Origin of the sequence: Butyricicoccus sp. AF35-5AC (assembly GCF_003477715.1) — a bacterium.
GTDB lineage: Bacteria > Bacillota > Clostridia > Oscillospirales > Butyricicoccaceae > Agathobaculum > Agathobaculum butyriciproducens.
The window spans coordinates 257759-277804 of record NZ_QUDX01000003.1 but is presented as its reverse complement, the minus strand read 5'-3'; the positions used below and the strand labels follow the sequence as shown (position 1 = coordinate 277804).

Sequence of the window (20046 nt, the reverse complement as noted above, 5' to 3'; positions counted from 1 at the left end):
CCTGCGAAAGCAGGGTGGTTTCGTTATACCTTGGAATAATAAATCGCAGTAACCGCACCGTCCTCGATGGAGGGATAGCAATGCCGGTAGGTACTGCCGGTGCTTGTCGGCGCATTCAGCTGATGGTACGGCTGGCTGACATCGATAGCTACGCAATCGGCGGCCGCCGGAATGCTCACTGTACCCTCACCGTCTGCAAAGGTGAACACGCCGTTCGTGTACGCTACCGTGCGGTCGATTGCGCGTTTGCCGCTCAGCGAAACGTAGCTAACACCGCCGACTCGTCGGAAATCCGTATACTCCATCAGACCGGTATACGTCACCGAAGGATCATAGTTCTCGATCACAACATCGCAGTAATTCTGCGTGCCGATACACAGATTGACCAGATCGCCGCGGCTCTGATACACAGCGCCGCTGCCCTGCACGGTCAAATGCGTTGCCCGATAGAACATCACCGCCATCTCCGCACGCGTTACCTTGGAAAGCGGATTGATCTTTCCTTTCGAGCCGCCGATCACCTGAGCACCGACCAGTGCACTGACGGAAGGCTTCGCGTAATTGGAAATCCTGCTCGCATCCGAGAAGCTGCTCACCGAACCGGTGCCCAGTTTGAGCGCCGTGCGGTCAATCGTGCGTTTGAGGAACACCATTGCGTCCTGACGGGTCATGTTCTGCTGCGGCTGAAACTCACCGGTCGCGGTGCCCGCCGCTATGCCGAAGGCTTTCGCCGCGATAACCGCCTTGCTGTAATAGGCGCTGCTCGGCACATCGACAAATGAGCCGTTTGAATTGACCTGACCGTTGTCGAGCGCTTCACTCATGCCATAGGCGCGGTCGAGCATAACGATGAAGTCCGCTCGGGTAATGGCATTGCCCGGATAAAACAGATGGGTTCCGCTGCCCTTGATTACGCCTGCAACGGCAAGCGTATCAACCTCGCGGGAAGCCCACGCGTATTCTCCTGCTGTATCATAAAAGTAAACCGAGTGTTCAGGAAGATACGCATACGTCTCCGTGGTGTTCGCGCTCAGTGCATAGGCTGCCGTGATCGCGCTTACGACCACCACAACCGCCAGCACCGCAACGGTCACCAGCTTTCGCGTTCTTTTCATAATATTCTCCTTGCCCAGTGGTTATAATAGATAGGGTGTATTCCCCACCTATGTAAACTTGCTTCAAAATTATAGCACACTGTTCCCCACTTTACAAGTTAAAATATGACTAAATTTGTTGTAACCATTCTGTAATTTTAACCTTTTTATACAAGAAAAGCGCGGTTTTCCACCAAACCGCGCTTTCAAAGTCCATTTTTCGTCTATCACTGCTGTTCTGCGCGGTACCATCGCCAACTCAGCACAGTCGGGATAATCGTTGCCGCCGCCGTTGGCGCAAGCACCAGCACAAACTTTGCAATCTCATTCGGAACGAACGAGCCTGCAGCACCAATAATACCCGCCGCAAACATCATACGGCCTGCCGCACGATGCGTTTTCGTCCAGACAGTTTCGCTCGACAGCGTCCATGGCGTTTTGATCCCGCAGTACCAGTTCATGCGAAACTTCGGCATAATATTACCGAGGCACATCACCAGCAGGCTGACGAGCAGACATACGACTGTCGGCACATCGACCGTACCCGGATGCAGTGCTTCCGCAATGCAGATGCCGCACATTGCGGTCAGAAACAGGTCGATCATGATCTGGAACCCGATATAGGCATCGGAAAATTTGTCGTAGTTTTTGCTTTTCGGGTCAAACCGCGGCAGAAAGTAGAACAGAACCGCAAACAGCGGTGCCATACCGGCCACGATCCACAAATGACATCTGGTTTCGTAACTCACATGACCGACAAGATCCCACTGCATGGGAATTTCCGCGGGCAGCCTACTGTAAAACGCCGCTGTCATTGCCGCCGGCAGCAACGACAGCACCCACGCCGTCACCTGCAGTCTACTGATTTTTTTCATTCCTGCCATCTCCTTTCAAGGCGCTGATCCATTCGAGAATCTCATCCACGACCGACATATTCAACTCATAATAAATGTACTTGCCCTGCTTGTCATCCAACACCAGACCCGCATCCCGCAGGACGGACAGGTGATGCGAAATGGTTGCGCCCGACACCTCGAAGTGCGCCGCAATATCGCCCGCCGCCATCGGTCCGCGCCGCAGCAGCGACAGGATTTCGCGCCGCACCGGATCGCTGAGCGCCTTAAAGCTCTGCTGAAACCCCATTACTGTCCCCTCTTTCGTGCGGTAAACCACGTTTTGCGTCCGCAGACCGGACAATACAGCTGCCAGTCGTTTCCCACATGCGTGCGGAAAACCAGCCGCTTCCACGGCAGATTTTGCTTCGTGCCGCAGGATTTGCAAATCAAATCGCACCTTGCAAGCGCTTTTGCCTGCCAGATCACCAATATGGCCGCCAGAATCAGCGCAATCGCGCAAATCAGAATGGTAATGTCCATTCCGTTCACCGTCCTTTTCGCTATCCTGTTAATTAGATGGCCATCTAATTGTTTTCAGTATACCACAGCTTCTGCGTTTGTCAACACATTTCGATAAATATCTAAATGACGCAAAAAGAAAAACCGCAAGGTAAACTTGCGGTTTCGATGTTCTATACCAGAACTTACGCCATGCCGTTGAGCTTGGTAGTCATCTTGCTCTTCTTGTTGGACGCATTGTTCTTGTGCAGGAGGTGCTTGGCAGCCGCCTGATCGACAGCCTTGACAGCGGTCGTGTAAGCAGCAGTTGCTTCAGCCTTATCGCCGCCAGCAATCGCAGCATCAAACTTCTTCAGAGTGGTCTTGAGCTCGCTCTTAGCCATCTGGTTGTTCAGCGCCTTTACGGAGTTAACCTTAACGCGCTTCTTTGCAGACTTAATATTGGGCATTCTGAAAACACCTCCTTTGTTTTCTATTCAACAGTGATATTATTCTATCATCTTCTCACAAAAAAAGCAAGTGTTTTTTTCATTTTCTGCATAAAAACTTTTCCCTCGAAAAAACTATCCTTATAAGGAGGGATTGTGCATGGCTTTCCGCACCGATCTGGCCGTTGAGGCGATCGAAAACCATAAAACAGCCGCTGCCCTGCCGCATGTCCGGCAGTCCGATCGCACGCTTGAGGGCTTCGCCGTACACGAGGTACGCATTCTCTCAGAGGATGCCGCCCGCGAGATTGGCAAGCCGCAGGGGCGCTATCTCACGCTTGAGCTGGATGCACTCATCCGCCGCGAGGAGGACGCGTTTCCGCGTGCCTGCAAGGCGCTCAGCACGCTGCTGCGCGAACTGCTGCCGCGTCCGAATGACGGTGCGGTGCTCATCGCCGGACTGGGCAACCGCATGATAACCCCCGATGCCATCGGTCCGCAGACCGCCGACCATGTCATTGCCACGCGGCATCTGGTCGCGCAGTCACCCGCTATTTTCGCGGACTGGCGGCCCGTTTCCGCACTGGCTCCGGGTGTGCTCGGACAGACCGGCGTCGAGACCGGCGAGGTCATCTGCGGTGTGCTCGATCGCGTGCGCCCTGCCGCTGTCATCGCCGTGGATGCGCTTGCCGCCGGTCGGCTGTCGCGGCTGCTGCGTACGGTTCAGCTGGCAGATACCGGCATTACGCCGGGGGCCGGCGTGGGAAACGCCCGCGCAGCGCTCAACAAGGAAACACTCGGCGTGCCGGTTATCGCCGTCGGTGTGCCGACCGTGGTGGACGGCGCAACGCTCGCACATGAGATCAGCAGTCAGCTTGGGCAGCCTGATTGTGAAGCGCTGGACGACCTTTCTCAGCCGGTGATGATCACCACACGCGATATTGACCGCGAGGTCGCTGACATCTCCCGCATGATCGGCTATGCAGTCAACATGGCGCTGCATCCGCACCTCAGTGTTGCCGATATCGACCTGTACCTCTCGTGACAGGTTTCGGGCATACTCGCACGCTGTACGGCGTATGATAGATAGCATGAAACAGCAAGGAGGATGGCGCAATGAAGCGGCGTAAACATCAGAAATTCCGATCGAGAGGCGGCATCCGCCTGCCTGCCGTCATCACCCTCTGTCTGGCGCTGTCGCTGCTGATTTTTTCCCGGGCAGGCGGCGAGCCGATTGCGCAAAAGGCACTGACCGGTCTGGCGCACAACAGCGGCTTTGTCACCCGCGCAATGGCGCTCGAATTCGGCGTTTCGCCGGATGATACCGCCGAGGTGTACACGCCGCGCACGGCTGCCGCAGCGCGGGATGAGCAGGCGGAGAATCCGCTTGCGGAGAGCGCCTATGTGCCCTCGTCCGACACCGAGAACGACAATCCGGTGCTGTCGGCCGCTGACAAGGCCGCCACGGTCTCCATCAACAACGAGACCTCGTATGATGTGGATGCGGCAGACTGTCTCGCCGCAGACGAGCATCTTTCCGCAGGCGGTGACGGACCGCAGGTGCTTATCTATCACACACATGGCAGCGAAAGCTACACGCCGGATGCCGCTTTTCCGTATACACCGACCGAGACCGAGCGCACGACCGATACCAATTATAATGTAGTGCGCGTCGGTGACGAGCTGCAGAAGGTCCTCGAGAACAACGGCATTGAGGCCGTACATATCCGCGAAATTTTCGATTCGCCCGTGTACACCGGTGCGTATGACCGCTCACTTGCCGTGGTTGAGGACACGCTGGCAGAATATCCATCCATCACAACCGTCATTGACGTGCACCGCGACTCGATCCTGACCGATGACGGCCGCGCCTACAAGACCTCCTGCACGATAAACGGCGAGGAAACCGCACAGCTTATGCTTGTGGTCGGCACAGATGACGGCGGCCTGTATCATCCGGACTGGCAGGAGAACCTGAATCGTGCAGCATCGCTGCAGTACCGGCTCAACCGCACCTATCCGACGCTCATGCGTCCGCTTAATCTGCGGACCCAGCGTTTTAATCAGCATGCAACGCACAGCGCGTTTCTGGTGGAGGTAGGTTCGTCGGGCAATACGATGACAGAAGCGCTGAAGGGAATCAGATTATTTGGCGAGGTTCTTTCGGCCGAATTGACCACTTGACCGCAGGGCGGAATGAGGCCACCCCGCCCTGCAAGATAACTTTCCGAATAATTTTTATCATAGTGCGCACCCTAACTTGGGGTGAAACTATGGAAACGATCACATTTACCGCCGATCTGGAACGGAACATCCGCATGATGCAGGAGCTGTTCCGGAACGACGATACGCTTATCATACGGCGTGCCATTGGTCAAAACGGACTGCGCTGTGCGCTGTTTTTCTTTGACGGCATGGTAAATTCCCTTGCCATCAACCAGAGCCTTGTGCGGCCGATCCTGCGCTGTGAGCAGCCGCGGCTTTCCGCCGATATACTCGCCGCCGCTGTGCTCCAGGCTGACGAATGCCGCGTGGAAACTGATATGAACAAGGTATTTGCCGCCTTTCTCTACGGCGACGCCATTGTACTGACTGACGGCGATGCACGTCCGGTTCTCGTCAACACCAAGGGCTTCGACAAGCGCAGCACCGCCGAGCCGGAAAACGAGCGCGTGCTTTCCGGCCCGCGAGAGGGCTTCACCGAGTGCTTTATGCCCAATCTGGCGCTCATCCGCCGTCGCGTGAATGACCCTCGGCTGAAATTCCGGTTTATGCGCGTCGGCAGCCGCACAAACACCAACGTGTGCCTGTGCTATATCGCCGGACTGTGTGAAAACAGTCTGGTTGAGCGTCTGGAAACACGTCTGACCGCGCTCGATATCGACAGCGTGCTCGACTCCAACTATCTTGCCGAGCGCATACGCGACCACCGCTGGTCGCCGTTTCCGACACTCGGCACGACCGAACGGCCGGACGTTGCCGCTTCCCGTATGCTGGAGGGTCGGTGTGTCCTTGTCGTGGACGGCAGTCCGGTAGCGCTCACAGCGCCGTTTCTGTTTCAGGAGTGCTTTCAGTCCAACGACGATTACTATATCAGCTTTCTGCAGGCAAATCTTTCGCGCATCCTGCGTGTCATCGGATTTGTATTCACGATCACGTTTCCCGCCATGTACGCCGCACTCATGCTCTATCACCGAGAATTAGTGCCCGCGCGGCTGCTGTTCGCTGTCTCCGCCGCACAGCGCGGCGTTCCCCTTCCCATCGGTTGGGAGATTTTGCTCATGCTGTTCGTGCTCGAGGCACTCAAGGAAGCCGGAGCGCGAACGCCCGGTGCCATGGGACAGACGATGAGCATTGTCGGCGGTCTGGTGCTCGGTGACGCAGCGGTTTCCGCGCGATTTGCCGCCGCACCGACCGTTATCGTAGTCGCTATCGCGGGTGTCACCGGTCTGATGGTGCCCAAGCTGCAGACCGCTGCCCTGTGGCTTCGCTTCGTGCTGCTCGCTGCTGCAGCCTCCTGGGGACTGTACGGCGTTGGTCTTGCACTCGGATTAACACTCGCGGCACTGTGCCGCATGCACTCGTGCTCGGTACCGTATCTGCTCAATCTGGTGCCGCGCATCTCCGCCGAGCATGAGGACACCTGGCTTCGCTATCCATGGTTTTTCATGCGCTGCGACCGCTTTGCCGTCAAACGCCCGTCGAAGGAGGAACGCCCGTGAAGCTGCTCAGACTCCTGCCGCTGCTGCTGTTGCTGTGCGGCTGTGCGAGAGAGGTTTCGCCGGTGTCCGCACTTGCGCTCGACTGCAAAAACGGTGTATACTGCCTGACCGCCGAGGTTGTGCGGCAGGACTCGCCGGATGACACCGCCGCTCCGGCTTACCTGTCCGCTACCGGAACCGATGTGACGGACGCGCTGCACAATCTGCGCAGTATCCTGCCGGGAGACCTGTATTTGAGCCATGCACAGGTGCTGCTTTTAAGTGAGGAAGCAGTTTCCGAGAGCATTCTTCCGCTGGCGGACTATCTCTGCCGTGAAAACGATGTGCGGCTCAGCCTGCGGGCAGCCGTCGTGCGGGACGGCTCTGCCGCCGAGCTGCTGGAGAACGATAACGAGGTGTACGCGCTCAGCGAGCTGCTTGACCGCTCCGCGCAGGACGGTATTCTGCCGGATATGCCGCTGTACCGCGTCACCGATGTGCTGCACGCAGACGGCACAGCCATTCTTCCGGCCTTGCGCGTGGATGCGTTCGGACAGACGGCACCGGCAGGTACAGCAGTGTTCAAAAACGAACGGCTGAACTGCTTTTTAGACGGTGAGATTGGCGGTGGCACCTATGCGTGAGCGGCTGTTTCCGCGGTGGTGTACGGCGCTGTTTGCCCTGCTGCCGATGAGTGAATTACTGTATCTTCCCGCCGACGGGCAGAGCGTGTACGCCGCTGCACTCGCGTGTACGGTCTGTGCACTGGCCGGTATCGGAGCGGCAAGGCTGTCCGACCGGGTTCGGCATTCAGCTCCTGCACAATGGGTGCTCGCCCTGACCTCGCTGTTTCCGCTGCTGGCATCCATCGCCCGCATGAGCATTTTCCTGCAGAAGACCGTGTTCACCGGACGCTCATGCGGCAGCACAGTTGTGCTGCTGACAGTCTGCATCCTGCTCACGGCCTCAATGGGGCTCAACCGCTGTGCCATGTGGGCACTGCCGATTGCGTGGCTTGCCGGTGCGGTACTCCTGCTCTCCGGTGTGCTGACACTCACGCAGCTTACGCCCGCAAACTTTTCCGCACCGACAGCAGTATTGCTGCCGCAATTCCGGCATATTCTGTACTCCCTGCTGCCGGTATCGGTCGTACTGGCGTTATCTCTGCCGGAGGCCAAGCTGTCCGCAAGCGTGTCACGCGGACTCAGCGCAGGCGGTGCATTGCTCGCACTCCTGCTGCTGCGCACAGTGCTGCTGCTTGGAGCTAACACCGCTGCCCTGCTCCCCTATCCGGCATTCACTGCCGCCGGACTGGCTGCCATCGGCAATTTTGCCCGACACGGCGAGGTATTCTTCGCAGTGCCTCTCCTCCTGTGTGAGATTGGCCGATGCGCCGCACTTGTCTGTGTGCTGCTGTATCCGTTCACACGCACCTGCGGCGTTTTGCACCTGCGCCGACCGCAATAGGATTTGGGCAACACCGCACAATTAAAGCTGCGGTTCCTTGCGCAGGCTCCGGTCGCGCTGCCGCGGCGCTTTGCGCAAATCGCTCTTGTTCAATTATGCGGTATTGCCCTTGTTTTCCTCTCCCAGTTCTGCTATAATGCAAACAGCAGAGCAAAGGAGATTACGGCATGAATATACAGATTTTCGGAAAAAATAAGTGTTTTGACACCAAAAAGGCGCAGCGCTGGTTCAAAGAACGCGGCATTAAATTCCAGATGATCGACCTTGCGCAAAAGGGCATGTCCAAGGGTGAACTGGACAGCGTGCTGAAGGCTGTCGGTGGACTGGACAACCTGCTCGACCAGAAAAGCAAGAGTTATGCGTCGCTTTCCTACCTCGCCTACGACGAGGACAAGAAGGAAAAGCTGCTCGAGGACGGCACGCTGATGAAAACGCCAATCGTCCGCAACGGCCGTCAGGCAACTGTCGGCTACCAGCCCGATGTTTGGGAGCAGTGGGAATAACTTTTCTAAAGCCGTTCTGTACCTCAGAACGGCTTTTTCCGTGTTCGTTGCCCGCTTTAACGCCTTGTTCATTTTTTCAGGTAAATGCTGTCATTTCGCAAAATATACCCTCTTTCTGTATCCGCTGTCTGATAAACTATGTTTAAGGCAACGGCATTGATTTATGCTTCTGATTTCATGCGAAAGTGAGGGAGAACTCATGAAGGGAAAAGGCAAGCGTTTTCTGGTTCTGCTGACCACCGCCAGCCTGAGTCTGAATATGCTCAGCATCAGCGCTTTTGCAGCAGAAGATTCTCCGGAGACGGACGCTGCTTTCGTTTCAGAGATCTCAAACGATGAGACCGATTTATCTGTAAACCGTCCGGATTCCGATGTTCCGGAGGTTTCCTACGAGCCGATCATTATCGACATTCCTGATGGACCGATTCCGGCCGGTGAAACCTGGGATAACGAGGCTTCGGCTGCAGATATTGCAGAGAACGATATTCCAACGGCTGACAGCTTCAAGGAGCACCTGTCCGGCGGCTCATCCAAACTGTGGATAACCGTAGGGGTTGTCTCCGGTGCAGGCGTGATTTTCACTACCATGTGCCAGAAAGGCAACGAGAATCGGTAAAAACCATAAACGCCCGCTCATTTTCGAGCGGGCGTCAGTCTGTCAAAAAAGTATTATTTTAATTTTTACGCTTCGTGCGGCAGCACGCATAAAATAGAATTTGCGGAGCAAATTCATAAAAAGTCGAGGCGTGTACCTGACTTTTTATACAAGGGAAGAAAAAATGTGCCCGCAGGGCGCGGTTTTTCTTCAGTATTCGCTCGAAAGCGTGGTTTTGAGCGGGCGTCTTTTCGTCTCACCGGCATAGCATAAAAACAGCTCAGACATTGCTGAGCTGTTTTTTATGCGCTTTATGCAGTTAGTTCTTGAGACTCTGAATCGGAGCCGGAATACGACCTCCACGGTTGATGAACTTCGCAGGAGAACCGGTCTTGATCGGCATGATCGGAGCCGAGCCAAGCAGGCCGCCGAACTCGACCATATCGCCGACTCCCTTGCCGATGGCCGGGATAACACGGACAGCGGTGGTCTTGGTGTTGACAACGCCGATTGCGATTTCGTCCGCGATCAGGCCGGAGATGACCTCGGCGGTGGTGTCACCCGGAACAGCAACCATGTCGATACCAACCGAGCATACCGCAGTCATTGCTTCGAGCTTCTCAAGGGTCAGTGCGCCTGCCTGAGCCGCCGCAATCATGCCCTCGTCCTCAGAAACCGGAATGAATGCGCCGGACAGACCGCCGACACTCGAGGATGCCATAACGCCGCCCTTCTTAACGGCATCGTTCAGCATAGCGAGGATTGCGGTCGTGCCGCAGCCGCCGCAGACCTCCAGACCGACTTCCTCGAGGATACGCGCAACCGAGTCGCCGATCGCCGGCGTCGGTGCGAGAGACAGGTCAACAATGCCGAACGGAACCCCCAGACGCTGGCTTGCCAGTGCGCCAACCAGCTGACCCATACGGGTGATTTTGAACGCAGTTTTCTTGATCACATCGGCAACCTCGCCGATGGAGCAGTCACCTGCACGGCGAATTGCGGACTGCACAACACCCGGACCGGAAACGCCAACGTTGATAACGGTCTCCGGTTCACCGATGCCGTGGAACGCACCGGCCATGAACGGGTTATCGTCTACCGCGTTGGCAAAAACGACCAGCTTGGAGCAGCCCATGGAATCGTTGTCCTTGGTCAGTTCTGCGGTCTGCTTGATGATGCGGCCCATCAGACCGATGGCATCCAGATTGACGCCCGCCTTGGTGGACGCAACGTTGACCGACGAGCAGACCAGATTGGTTTCCGCCATTGCCTCCGGAATGGAGTTGATAAGGATTTCATCGCCCTTGGCAAAACCCTTCTGCACCAGAGCCGAGAAGCCGCCGACGAAGTTAACGCCGGTAGTCGCAGCGGCACGGTCAAGCGCCTTGGCCAGCGGCACATAGCTGTTCGCCGAGGAGGTCGCACCGACCATGGCGATCGGCGTTACCGAAATACGCTTGTTGATGATCGGGATGCCCAGCTCGCGCTCAATCTGCTCGCCGGTGGCAACCAGCTTTTCCGCACGGCGCGTTACCTTGTCGTATACCTTGTCCGCCAGCACATTAATGTCGTCCGCCGCAAGGTCGCGCAGCGAAATGCCCATCGTGATGGTACGAATGTCGAGGTGCTCCTCCTCGATCATCTTAATGGTTTCCAGAATATCTTTCGTGTTGATCATAGACATTTAACTAAACCTCCTGAAAAATTGAGAGTTGAGAATCGGTTACCTGCTCTCGATTCCATCAATTTGTCAGATTTTGTGCATTGCGTCGAAGATGTCCTCATGCATGGTGTGAATCTTCATGCCGAGCTCCTCACCATCCTTGTCAAGCAGGTCGATGAGCGTGTTGAAGTCTACGGTGCACTTATCAATGTTTACCAGCATGACCATTGCAAATACATCGTCCATTACATTCTGAGAAATGTCGATGATGTTGACCTGATGCTCATAGAGCGTGTTCGAGATCTTGGCGATGATACCGGTGCGGTCCTTGCCTGTTACTGTGATTACTGCGCGCATGTTGATTCCTCCATTTTTGCGTATATGTTAATTTATCACAAACAAATGAATAATGGAAAATTGAGAATCCGTCGTTCTCAATTATTCTCCGGCTTCCACCACAGCATTGATAATGCTGTTGGAAACCAGAAACCCCTGTTCGGTGAGATACCACCGTGTACCCTCGTGGGCGGCAAGACCGTGTTTTTCCAGCATGCGGAATACCTGCTCGTAAGGAGCCGTGCTGACATGGTATCGGTTTTCGAGATCGTGCATATCCGCACCGTCCGAGGTCCGCAGACGCACCAACAGGTATTCGCCCTGCCGCCGGAAGTCCGAGACCTCCTCCTCGTCCTGCGGGATGCTCTCACCGCTGATATAAGCCCTGATATCCCGGGCAAACGCGAACCGGCGGCCATTCAGGAAGGAATGGGCACCCGGTCCCAGTCCGAGATAGTCGGAAAGATCCCAGTATTTGAAATTATGCCGGGAACGAAAACCCGGTTTTGCGAAATTTGATATTTCATAGTGCTCGAAGCCGTTCCTGCCGAGCAGCCTGCACATGGCAAGATAGGTATCTGCCTGCGTATCATCATCCGGCAGAACCGGATTTTCACGTCCCATCGGTGTTGCAGGCTCCAGTTTGAGTCCGTAGCACGACAAATGCTGCGGGTTCAGCGTCAAACACTGTGTCACCGAGTCGAGAAACTGCGCCTGCGTCTGGTCCGGCAGGCCGTACATCAAATCAAGGCTGATGTTGGCGAAGCCACACTGCCGCGCGAGTTCTACGGCTGTCTGTGCCTGCGCAAAGTCGTGAATACGGCCGATGCGTTTGAGCTCGGTGTCATGCGCCGCCTGCACGCCAAACGAGAGCCGGTTGACGCCGTGCTCGTGCATGGCCTCCAGCACCGCTTGATCCGTGCTCTCCGGATTGCATTCCACCGTGATTTCGGCGTTTTCCGCAATCGCAAAGCACGCCCCGACCGCCTGTAAAATCCTGCTGAGATAGTCTGCGCCAAGGCAGGTCGGCGTGCCGCCGCCAATATACACGGTATCGACCGTGTAACCGGAGCAGCGTTCGCCGTACGCCTTTATATCACGAATCAGCGCCGCCGTGTAATCGGCTTTGAGCGACGCATCCGTGACCGAATAAAAATCGCAGTACGCGCACTTTTTCACGCAGAACGGGATGTGCAGGTAGAGGCCGAGCAGCTTGCCGCCTGTTGCAGCGTTAGTTTTCCTCATCGAGTTTAAGCACAGCCATAAAAGCCTCGGTCGGCAGCTGAACCGTGCCGAGCGCACGCATCTTCTTCTTGCCTTCCTTCTGCTTTTCGAGCAGCTTCTTCTTACGCGTGATATCGCCGCCGTAGCACTTAGCCAGTACGTCCTTGCGGAGCGCCTTGACCGTCTCGCGGGCGATAACCTTGCCGCCGATGGCTGCCTGAATCGGCACCTCGAACAGCTGGCGCGGAATATTTTCCTTCAGCTTTTCACAGATACGGCGGGCACGGCCGTAGGCCTTGTCGCGGTGCGCGATAAAGGACAGCGCGTCCACCTGATCGCCGTTGAGCAGCATATCGACCTTAACGAGATCGCTCTTGCGGTAGTCGATAAATTCATAGTCGAGCGACGCATAACCCTTGGTACGAGCCTTGAGCGCGTCGAAAAAGTCATAAATGATCTCACCGGTCGGCATTTCATAGTGCAGCTCGACCAGATTGGAGTCCAGATACTGCATATCCTTGAAGATGCCGCGTCGGTCCTGACACATCGGCATGATATTGCCGACGAACTCCTGCGGCGTCATGATGGATGCCTTAACATACGGCTCGCGGGCCTCCTCGATGACATCCGGACTCGGATAGTCGTGCGGATTGTCGCAGCGCTGCACGGTGCCGTCAGTCTTGCTGACCTCGTAGATAACACTCGGCAGGGTGGTAACAAGATCGAGGTCAAACTCACGTTCGAGACGCTCCTGAATGATCTCCATGTGCAGCATACCGAGGAAGCCGCAGCGGAAACCAAAGCCGAGTGCGACCGAGCTTTCCGGCTCAAACGACAGTGCCGCGTCATTCAGCTGCAGTTTTTCAAGTGCGTCACGCAGATCGGGATACTTGGAGCCGTCCTCGGTGTAAATGCCGCAGAATACCATCGGACGTGCCGGACGATAGCCGGGCAGCGCCTCCGGCGTCGGATTTTCCACACCGGTAACGGTATCGCCCACGCGGGTGTCGGACACCTTTTTAATAGAGGCGGTAAAGTAGCCAACCTCACCCGCACACAGCTCCTGCTGCGGAGACAGACCGAGCGGCAGCATATAGCCGCACTCAAGCACCTGAAATTCGGCACCGGTGGCCATCATTTTGACCTTCATGCCCGGGCAGATCTTACCGTCAAGCAGGCGCATGTAAACGACAACGCCCTTGTACGGGTCGTACTGGCTGTCGAACACGAGCGCACGCAGCGGCGCATCCGCATCGCCCTCCGGCGCCGGAATATCGGTTACGATACGCTCGAGCACCTCGTGAATGTTGATATTCATTTTTGCGGAAATTTCGGGCGAGTCCTCTGCCGGAATGCCGATGATATCCTCGATCTCCTTCTTGACGCGCGGCGCGTCTGCCGCCGGCAGGTCGATCTTGTTGATGACCGGCACGACCTCCAGACCGGCGTCAATGGCAAGATAGGTGTTGCCGAGCGTCTGCGCCTCAATACCCTGTGCCGCATCAACGACCAGAAGCGCACCCTCACACGCCGCCAGAGAACGTGAAACCTCATAGTTGAAGTCCACATGACCCGGGGTGTCGATCAGGTTCATTTCGTAGGTCTTGCCGTTGTCCGCGGTATATTCCATGCGGACAGCGCGCGCCTTGATGGTAATGCCGCGCTCACGCTCAAGCTCCATATTGTCGAGTAACTGCTCCTCCATTTCACGCACGGAAACGGCCTTGCACTGCTCCAGCAGACGGTCTGCCAGCGTAGATTTGCCGTGGTCAATATGTGCAATGATGGAGAAATTACGAATTTGCTCGCGATTTTTCACGTCGAAAGCTCCTTATCTGTAAACTGTAAACCTAATAAATATAGGCTCATTATAGCATATTTGGCGGGGTGTCACAAGCGTTCTTTCGCAGTTTACGTTTGTTTCTCTGCTGCAAACGTGAATTTTGTATTTTTTCATAAATTTCATTTTCTGATAAGAGGAATTTCATGCAAAGCGGTTATTGTATTATCATGATGAAGCAGTAAACCGACAAAGAATTAGCGGCGGCCGGCGGTTTTGGGTAAAACAAAAGCACCGATTTTACTCGGTGCTTCTAATTGGAGCGGCTGACGAGGCTCGAACTCGCATCCACACCCCGCAAAAGCCGCAGGCTTTCACGGGGACCCCGACCTCCGATTTTATGAAGGTGGAGGAAGCGAGTGTGCTGCGGATAAAAAGAAAAGCACCGAATGACATCGGTGCCCTTTGATTTGGAGCGGCTGACGAGGCTCGAACTCGCTACCTCCACCTTGGCAAGGTGGCGCTCTACCAGATGAGCTACAGCCGCATATTCAGTTTATTTTCGCGCTAACGCGATTTTTGTCAGTGCCGATTAGTCACCGGACGCTTCGGGTTTAACGCTCACGGGCGGAATCGCTTTTTCTGCGGAAAAAGCCACGCTGGTTGAAATATGCCACCGGCATATTTCCAAGAGCCAGCTTTCGATTTCTCAGCACGGAGGTATTATTTTTTAATGAGTGCCAATGGCACTCATTAAAAAATGGTGCCTCCGGGCGGAATCGAACCACCGACACGGGGATTTTCAGTCCCCTGCTCTACCGACTGAGCTACAGAGGCGTTTTTACAGCGCTTGTTTAGTATATTATATTCCCTCGGAAATGTCAACAACTTTTTTCAAAATTCTTTGTATATTCTGCAAGCAGGCGAAAACAGTCACAGAAGCTCAGTCTGCGACTGTATCACTTTTCTCTTCCGTTTTACGGCGGATTTGTCCCCACAACAAGTCCGCCGCTCTATCCTTTTCATGCGGGAGCAGCCACACGGTGCAGCCCAAAATAGTTCAACTGAATCGCGCCTCCTTTATGTATGTCTGGTCATTTATACTGTCTGCCGCCTGCCTTGCCATTTGAAATGTCGGATAGCGTTCTCTGCAAATCTCGTCATTGGCCGGCACGGCAGCCAACAGGCTGGTTTGTGAATCAATCAAGTCCAGTTTTCACTATCCACGCAATCCCTCCTTTCCGGCTCTCCTGCCCTGCTCATACTATATAGACGAATGCCCTTCCGGTTTTGTGACACTCTTCCGCAAAAAAATAGGGCAATACCGCATAATTGGACAAGAGCGATTTGCGAGTAAATTTTGCGTACTGACGAGGCGCGGTTTTGCGGTAATACTTGATGTATTACCGTGAAATCGCAACAAAGTCAGGGCGCGAAATTTCCGCAAAGCGCCGCAGCTTTAATTGTGCGGTATTGCCCTAGAAATTTTTTCGACATGAGAAGAACAGCCTGTAAATCCGTTCTTCAGATTGCATAATCAGGCACAATATGCTATAATCTGCTAAAATAACAGGCAGGAAGGCGTAACAATGTTTCTCTATCTGGCAATGATCGACTCGGACGCAGACAAGTCCAAATGCTGTCCGCGCAGGCCGCCGAAGCGCGCGAACTGTGGCTGCAAGCCTGCACGCCGGATGCGCTGCCCGAGCACCGTTTCTCCCGAAAATTCCGGCGCGAAATGCGCCGTCTGATGCGTGCGCAAAAGCACTCTGCGGCGTTCAACCGGAGCCTTCGTCTTGCGCGCCGCACGGCCGCTGTTCTGCTGCTTTCCGCTGCGGTTTCGTTCGGCTGCTCGATGAGCGTAGAGTCATACCGCGTATCGCTAATCAATACTGTCGTGCGCGTGTTTAACGACCTGACCGACTATCGTTTTTCGTCTGCCCTGCCGTCCGAAACCAGCAGCAAGGCGTTCACGCCGCCGGTTCTGTCCGGCCTGCCGGATGCCATGCACAAAACCGATGAGCGCAGCACGCCCAACGGCTATACCGTCACCTACGAAAGCACTACCGATTTTCTTGACCTGACCTGCACCCGGATTACAGATACTTCAGAGGCACACAAGTTTGTAGACACGGAAAACGCATCTGTTACCGAATTTGCTCTGCACGGCAGTCCGGTTACGATGATCGAGAAAAACGGCACGGTCACGCTCCTCTGGACGCAAGATGACATCGTCTATCACCTGTACAGCAGCCTGTCCGCCGATACCTGCCGTAAACTCATCGAGAATCTGCAGTGATTCTCTGCTGATATTGCAAAGAATTGCTATTGCGGCCTGCCCTGCCGCGGTGTTATAATGATAAATTGTGAAAGTGTATAAACCACGCGCATGATTTTCTGCGCGAAAACAATCACGGAGGTTTACTCTTTTGAAAAAACATCGCTATACCGCGGCGGCCGTAATGCTCAGTCTTTCGATGCTGACCGGCACCGCTGCCGCCGATTATTCCGATCTAAAGCCGCACTGGGCCGAGCAGGCCATGGAATTCGCCGTACAGTCCAATCTGATGGACGGCATTTCGGAATACACCTTTGCCGCAGATGCACCTGCGACCCGCGCCTGTCTGGTGCAGGCGCTGTACCGCATGGAGCATGCGCCTGTGGCTGACACAGTGCTTACCTTTCAGGATGTCGCGGAGGACGCGTCCTTCCTGACCGCGGTTCGGTGGGGTGTGTCCAATGGCATCATCACCGGCTACAGCGACACGGTATTTCGCCCCGGCACCTCACTTACGCGCGAGCAGTTCGCCGTTATGCTGTACCGCTTTGCCGAATACAAAAAGCTGGATGTGACGGCACAAAGCGTGCTCTCCGGCTACACGGATGCTTCTTCGATTCATCCGTATGCGCAGGCCGCCATGCAGTGGGCCAACGCCGAGGGACTGATCACCGGCACGACCGCGACCACACTGTCTCCGCAGCGCACAGTCTCCCGCGCACAGCTGGCGACTATTTTGCAGCGTTTTGCACCGATGGTCTCCTACCAGCAGCGGGAAACCGATGCGCCGAAGCCGCCGCAGACCCATTCCTACACAGCCTTCACCACCAAACTGGGCGACGTGACGCGCAGCGAGACCGAACAGGACCTGACCGAAGTTCATCGAGCGACCCGCCGCTACACGGACGGTCAGGGCTGCGCGGTCGAGATGGGACACTCTGCCGCCGTGCTGGACGCACCCGCACACACAGCCGCGCAGTTTGAGATGAAGGGCACGTCCGGCACGGTTCGCTGGTACGACACCGCAGCGTCCTCGTGGAAACAGCAGCCGCTCACTGCGGGTACGCTGCCGAGCGGCATGTACTTCCTGCGGGTGGACGGCGCGGACAGCATTCTCGTCACGCCGATGACCTATGCCGCGCGAGACAACGGCATGATCGAGTATTTCCCGGGCAAAAACGGCTCTCTGAAAATCGAGCGGACAGCTTCCGGCTTCCGGTTCTCCGTACAGGTCGCGGCTCTTACGCAGGGCACCTACAGTGACTATCTGCTGCTGACTTCTCAGCAGACGCTCATCGACTGGAGCGACCCGTCCATGCTCAGCCGCTGGGCGAACTACAGCCTGATCGGCACCAACCGCTGGTGCTACAACGGCTACTACTATATCGCACCTTCGACCTACTATCCGTTCGATGAGAACTATTTCTACTCGCTTCCGGCGGCACATATTGCCGGCAAGATGGCAAACGACACCGATCAGCCGGCCTCCCGCGCGATCGGTCTGGCGATGATCGACCTGATGCGCGAGCAGCAGAACGAGTACGGCTTTATCCCCTCTCAGGCAGGCAGCACCTGGCTCAAGACGGATTACGGCATCGAACCCGGCTACTACGACACCCGCTTCAACACGGATTTCTGGCTGGCGAACATCAACGCAGCCGAAAACTTCGGTGTGACCGGCTGGCTGGACAAGACCCGCAAATATGCGGATTTTCTCGTCAGCTTTGCCGAGCAGCATCACTTCACCTTCGGGGCCGGCGATGACGAGGGATGGCTCGTGCAGGATTACTGGCACCCGAACGGAGAGTCCTCGCCGACACACGCTTCGCTCAACCATCATGCCGCCGAAGCCGAATTCCTGTACCGGATGGCAGACGCAGTGAATGAGGACAGCTACGCCGTTCTCGCTGACCGCATGGTGCGCGGCATTGAGCAGAGCGAACTGCTGTGGTACAAGCCGGACGGTGATCTGAACTACTCCTACAAGCCGGACGGCACCTGTTCCGGGCAGGATTATCCGTATTTGACCTACAATGACCTGCTTGAGCTGCAGCGGCTGTATGCAGTCCGGCACGGTCAGGAAAATCCGGCGATCGCCCGTTTGCTTCAGGTCAAGCTGACCTGGATGAATAAAAACGGCGTGACCGGCTACAACAAATAATTTCGGGGACGGAGAGAAATAAACGTGACACCAAATTCATTCGCTTATATCGTCTTTCTGGTGATAGGCGCACTCATTTACCACCCATTGTCACAGAAGGCCAAGAAACCCTTTCTTCTGCTGCTGAGCATCTGTTTTTACGCCATCGGCGGTGTGAAATTTCTGCCGTTGCTGGCGCTGACCGTTGCCTTCAACTTCTTTGCGGCGCAAAAGCTGGAACGCACCGAGCGTAAGCGCGGTCTGCTCACGCTGGTGCTTGTGCTCAACCTCGGCGCACTCGGGTTATTCAAATACCTCGGCTTTTTCGGAGAGCTGCTCGGCTGCACCGGTGTGCAGCTCAGTCTGCCGCAGCTGGCCCTGCCGATCGGCATTTCGTTCTACACGTTCGTCATCTGCGGCTATATGATCGACGTGTACCGCGGTCGTGAAGCCGAGCGCAATTTCCTCGATTTTGCGCTGTTCACCACCTTTTTTCCGGCAATCCTGTCCGGCCCGATCGAGCGCTCGAAGAGCCTGCTCCCGCAGATCAAACAGCCGCGTCGCGCAAACGCGGACGATGTGCGCTTTGCCGCCGAACGGCTGATCGAGGGCACAGTCAAGAAGGTGCTGCTCGCAGATAATCTGGCGATTCTGGTCAACACCGCGTACGCCGACCCGGCGCAGTTTTCCGGTCTGGAGCTGGCGTTCGCCGCAGTGGCATATGCCCTGCAGATCTACTGCGACTTTTCCGCCTACTCCGATATGGCGATCGGCTCCGCGCGGCTGTTCGGCATTACGCTGATGGAAAACTTCCACGCACCGTACATGGCGCAAAGCTCCAAGGAATTCTGGCACAGATGGCACATTTCCTTGTCCACCTGGTTCCGCGACTACTTATATTTCCCGCTCGGCGGCAGCCGCAAAGGCAAAGCGCGCACCTACATCAACGTGCTGATCGTGTTCGCACTGAGCGGCCTGTGGCACGGTGCCGCCATGAAATATGTGCTCTGGGGACTGCTGTTCGGCGTTTTTCAGGTTATCGGCGGCCTGCTGACACCGGCAAAGCAGCGCCTGTGCGCTGCACTGCACATTCCGTGGGACGCAGGCTGGCTGCAGATCATCCGTGTGATTATCACCTTCGGCCTTTCCACGTTTGCGTGGATATTCTTCCGCGCGGATTCTGCTTCGCATGCGTGCGCTATCATCAAACGCATCGTGACGGCAGCAGGCGCATGCTTCCCGCTTGACCTGACACATCTCGGTCTGACCGAGCGTGCGCTGCATGTGCTTGCCGTGAGCCTCATCGGACTGGTGCTGACCGACATCATCGGTGACCGGTTCCCGCTGCGGGAAAAGCTGCTGGAGACCGTCTGGCTCCGGTACGCGGTCTGGGTTATCCTGCTGGCAGTGACGGCCGTCTGCGGCGCGTACGGCACCGGATTTAACCCGCAGGAATTCGTCTATTTCCAGTTTTAAGGAGGA

General features: G+C 55.9%; 19 protein-coding genes and 2 tRNA genes. 10 read left to right on the top strand and 11 right to left on the bottom strand.

Features of this window, described 5'->3' with window-relative positions; all coding sequences use genetic code 11:
* Nucleotides 1–23 precede the first annotated feature (23 nt).
* From DWZ82_RS06530 to rpsT, 5 genes are all read right to left on the bottom strand, one after another.
* Entirely contained in the window at nt 24–1115 is a 1092-nt protein-coding gene (locus DWZ82_RS06530) for an S-layer homology domain-containing protein (protein ID WP_118479629.1), read from the bottom strand.
* Between the two features lie 206 nt (nt 1116–1321).
* Entirely contained in the window at nt 1322–1969 is a 648-nt protein-coding gene (locus DWZ82_RS06525; RefSeq protein WP_158575110.1) for an SdpI family protein, read from the bottom strand.
* Complete coding sequence (locus DWZ82_RS06520) at nt 1953–2237, bottom strand: autorepressor SdpR family transcription factor (RefSeq protein ID WP_118358725.1); 285 nt, start codon at nt 2235–2237, stop codon at nt 1953–1955. The genes DWZ82_RS06525 and DWZ82_RS06520 overlap by 17 nt, the downstream gene beginning before the upstream one ends.
* Entirely contained in the window at nt 2237–2470 is a 234-nt protein-coding gene (locus DWZ82_RS06515; RefSeq protein ID WP_118285191.1) for a hypothetical protein, read from the bottom strand. Before DWZ82_RS06515 ends, DWZ82_RS06520 begins: the two co-directional genes overlap by 1 nt.
* 164 nt (nt 2471–2634) lie before the next feature.
* Entirely contained in the window at nt 2635–2898 is a 264-nt protein-coding gene (gene rpsT, locus DWZ82_RS06510) for a 30S ribosomal protein S20 (protein WP_110436956.1), read from the bottom strand.
* Between the two features lie 139 nt (nt 2899–3037).
* On the opposite strand from rpsT, the gene gpr reads away from it, so the two are divergent.
* From gpr to DWZ82_RS06475, 7 genes are all read left to right on the top strand, one after another.
* Complete coding sequence (gene gpr, locus DWZ82_RS06505; protein WP_118479625.1) at nt 3038–3922, top strand: GPR endopeptidase; 885 nt, start codon at nt 3038–3040, stop codon at nt 3920–3922.
* A 71-nt stretch (nt 3923–3993) separates the two neighbouring features.
* Nucleotides 3994–5061 carry a stage II sporulation protein P gene (gene spoIIP / locus DWZ82_RS06500; protein WP_118479623.1) on the top strand — a complete coding sequence of 356 codons (1068 nt, stop codon included), beginning with the start codon at nt 3994–3996 and terminating at the stop codon, nt 5059–5061.
* A gap of 89 nt (nt 5062–5150) precedes the next feature.
* Nucleotides 5151–6599, top strand: a complete 1449-nt coding sequence (locus DWZ82_RS06495; RefSeq protein WP_118479621.1) for a spore germination protein — start codon at nt 5151–5153, stop codon at nt 6597–6599.
* Nucleotides 6596–7222, top strand: a complete 627-nt coding sequence (locus DWZ82_RS06490; RefSeq protein ID WP_118479619.1) for a Ger(x)C family spore germination protein — start codon at nt 6596–6598, stop codon at nt 7220–7222. Before DWZ82_RS06495 ends, DWZ82_RS06490 begins: the two co-directional genes overlap by 4 nt.
* Complete coding sequence (locus DWZ82_RS06485) at nt 7215–8045, top strand: hypothetical protein (RefSeq protein WP_118479617.1); 831 nt, start codon at nt 7215–7217, stop codon at nt 8043–8045. The genes DWZ82_RS06490 and DWZ82_RS06485 overlap by 8 nt, the downstream gene beginning before the upstream one ends.
* A 167-nt stretch (nt 8046–8212) precedes the next feature.
* On the top strand, nt 8213–8548 hold the full coding sequence (locus DWZ82_RS06480) for an arsenate reductase family protein (protein ID WP_118479615.1): 336 nt from the start codon (nt 8213–8215) through the stop codon (nt 8546–8548).
* 199 nt (nt 8549–8747) lie between these two features.
* Nucleotides 8748–9164, top strand: a complete 417-nt coding sequence (locus tag DWZ82_RS06475) for a hypothetical protein (RefSeq protein WP_118479613.1) — start codon at nt 8748–8750, stop codon at nt 9162–9164.
* A gap of 298 nt (nt 9165–9462) precedes the next feature.
* On the opposite strand, the gene DWZ82_RS06470 is transcribed toward DWZ82_RS06475, so the two are convergent.
* From DWZ82_RS06470 to DWZ82_RS06445, 6 genes are all read right to left on the bottom strand, one after another.
* Complete coding sequence (locus DWZ82_RS06470; RefSeq protein ID WP_110437238.1) at nt 9463–10821, bottom strand: PFL family protein; 1359 nt, start codon at nt 10819–10821, stop codon at nt 9463–9465.
* Nucleotides 10822–10893: 72 nt separating this feature from the next.
* The gene (locus tag DWZ82_RS06465) at nt 10894–11163 is read right to left on the bottom strand and encodes an ACT domain-containing protein (protein ID WP_118285197.1); all 270 of its coding nucleotides are present in this window, start codon (nt 11161–11163) and stop codon (nt 10894–10896) included.
* 81 nt (nt 11164–11244) lie between these two features.
* Nucleotides 11245–12387: a radical SAM family heme chaperone HemW gene (gene hemW / locus DWZ82_RS06460; RefSeq protein WP_118479611.1), complete on the bottom strand. Its 1143-nt coding sequence runs from the start codon at nt 12385–12387 to the stop codon at nt 11245–11247.
* On the bottom strand, nt 12374–14185 hold the full coding sequence (gene lepA, locus DWZ82_RS06455) for a translation elongation factor 4 (RefSeq protein WP_110436966.1): 1812 nt from the start codon (nt 14183–14185) through the stop codon (nt 12374–12376). Before lepA ends, hemW begins: the two co-directional genes overlap by 14 nt.
* A gap of 432 nt (nt 14186–14617) precedes the next feature.
* A tRNA-Gly gene (locus tag DWZ82_RS06450) sits at nt 14618–14693 on the bottom strand.
* 214 nt (nt 14694–14907) lie between these two features.
* Nucleotides 14908–14983: transfer RNA gene (locus DWZ82_RS06445), tRNA-Phe, on the bottom strand.
* A gap of 799 nt (nt 14984–15782) precedes the next feature.
* Between DWZ82_RS06445 and DWZ82_RS06440 the strand changes: the two genes are divergently transcribed.
* The 3 genes from DWZ82_RS06440 to DWZ82_RS06430 all read left to right on the top strand — a co-directional run bounded on the left by DWZ82_RS06440 (nt 15783) and on the right by DWZ82_RS06430 (nt 20040).
* A complete protein-coding gene (locus tag DWZ82_RS06440; protein WP_118479609.1) occupies nt 15783–16445 on the top strand; it encodes a DUF4367 domain-containing protein in 663 nt (220 codons plus the stop codon).
* Nucleotides 16446–16575: 130 nt separating this feature from the next.
* A complete protein-coding gene (locus DWZ82_RS06435) occupies nt 16576–18585 on the top strand; it encodes an S-layer homology domain-containing protein (protein ID WP_118479607.1) in 2010 nt (669 codons plus the stop codon).
* Nucleotides 18586–18609: 24 nt separating this feature from the next.
* On the top strand, nt 18610–20040 hold the full coding sequence (locus DWZ82_RS06430; RefSeq protein ID WP_147356912.1) for an MBOAT family O-acyltransferase: 1431 nt from the start codon (nt 18610–18612) through the stop codon (nt 20038–20040).
* Nucleotides 20041–20046 lie beyond the last annotated feature (6 nt).

Coding starts and splice junctions, on each gene's coding strand:
- DWZ82_RS06530 (WP_118479629.1), bottom strand. CDS start 1,115: ATGAAAAGAACGCGAAAGCTGGTGACCGTTGCGGTGCTGGCGGTTGTG.
- DWZ82_RS06525 (WP_158575110.1), bottom strand. CDS start 1,969: ATGAAAAAAATCAGTAGACTGCAGGTGACGGCGTGGGTGCTGTCGTTG.
- DWZ82_RS06520 (WP_118358725.1), bottom strand. CDS start 2,237: ATGGGGTTTCAGCAGAGCTTTAAGGCGCTCAGCGATCCGGTGCGGCGC.
- DWZ82_RS06515 (WP_118285191.1), bottom strand. CDS start 2,470: ATGGACATTACCATTCTGATTTGCGCGATTGCGCTGATTCTGGCGGCC.
- rpsT (WP_110436956.1), bottom strand. CDS start 2,898: ATGCCCAATATTAAGTCTGCAAAGAAGCGCGTTAAGGTTAACTCCGTA.
- gpr (WP_118479625.1), top strand. CDS start 3,038: ATGGCTTTCCGCACCGATCTGGCCGTTGAGGCGATCGAAAACCATAAA.
- spoIIP (WP_118479623.1), top strand. CDS start 3,994: ATGAAGCGGCGTAAACATCAGAAATTCCGATCGAGAGGCGGCATCCGC.
- DWZ82_RS06495 (WP_118479621.1), top strand. CDS start 5,151: ATGGAAACGATCACATTTACCGCCGATCTGGAACGGAACATCCGCATG.
- DWZ82_RS06485 (WP_118479617.1), top strand. CDS start 7,215: ATGCGTGAGCGGCTGTTTCCGCGGTGGTGTACGGCGCTGTTTGCCCTG.
- DWZ82_RS06480 (WP_118479615.1), top strand. CDS start 8,213: ATGAATATACAGATTTTCGGAAAAAATAAGTGTTTTGACACCAAAAAG.
- DWZ82_RS06475 (WP_118479613.1), top strand. CDS start 8,748: ATGAAGGGAAAAGGCAAGCGTTTTCTGGTTCTGCTGACCACCGCCAGC.
- DWZ82_RS06470 (WP_110437238.1), bottom strand. CDS start 10,821: ATGATCAACACGAAAGATATTCTGGAAACCATTAAGATGATCGAGGAG.
- DWZ82_RS06465 (WP_118285197.1), bottom strand. CDS start 11,163: ATGCGCGCAGTAATCACAGTAACAGGCAAGGACCGCACCGGTATCATC.
- hemW (WP_118479611.1), bottom strand. CDS start 12,387: ATGAGGAAAACTAACGCTGCAACAGGCGGCAAGCTGCTCGGCCTCTAC.
- DWZ82_RS06440 (WP_118479609.1), top strand. CDS start 15,783: ATGCTGTCCGCGCAGGCCGCCGAAGCGCGCGAACTGTGGCTGCAAGCC.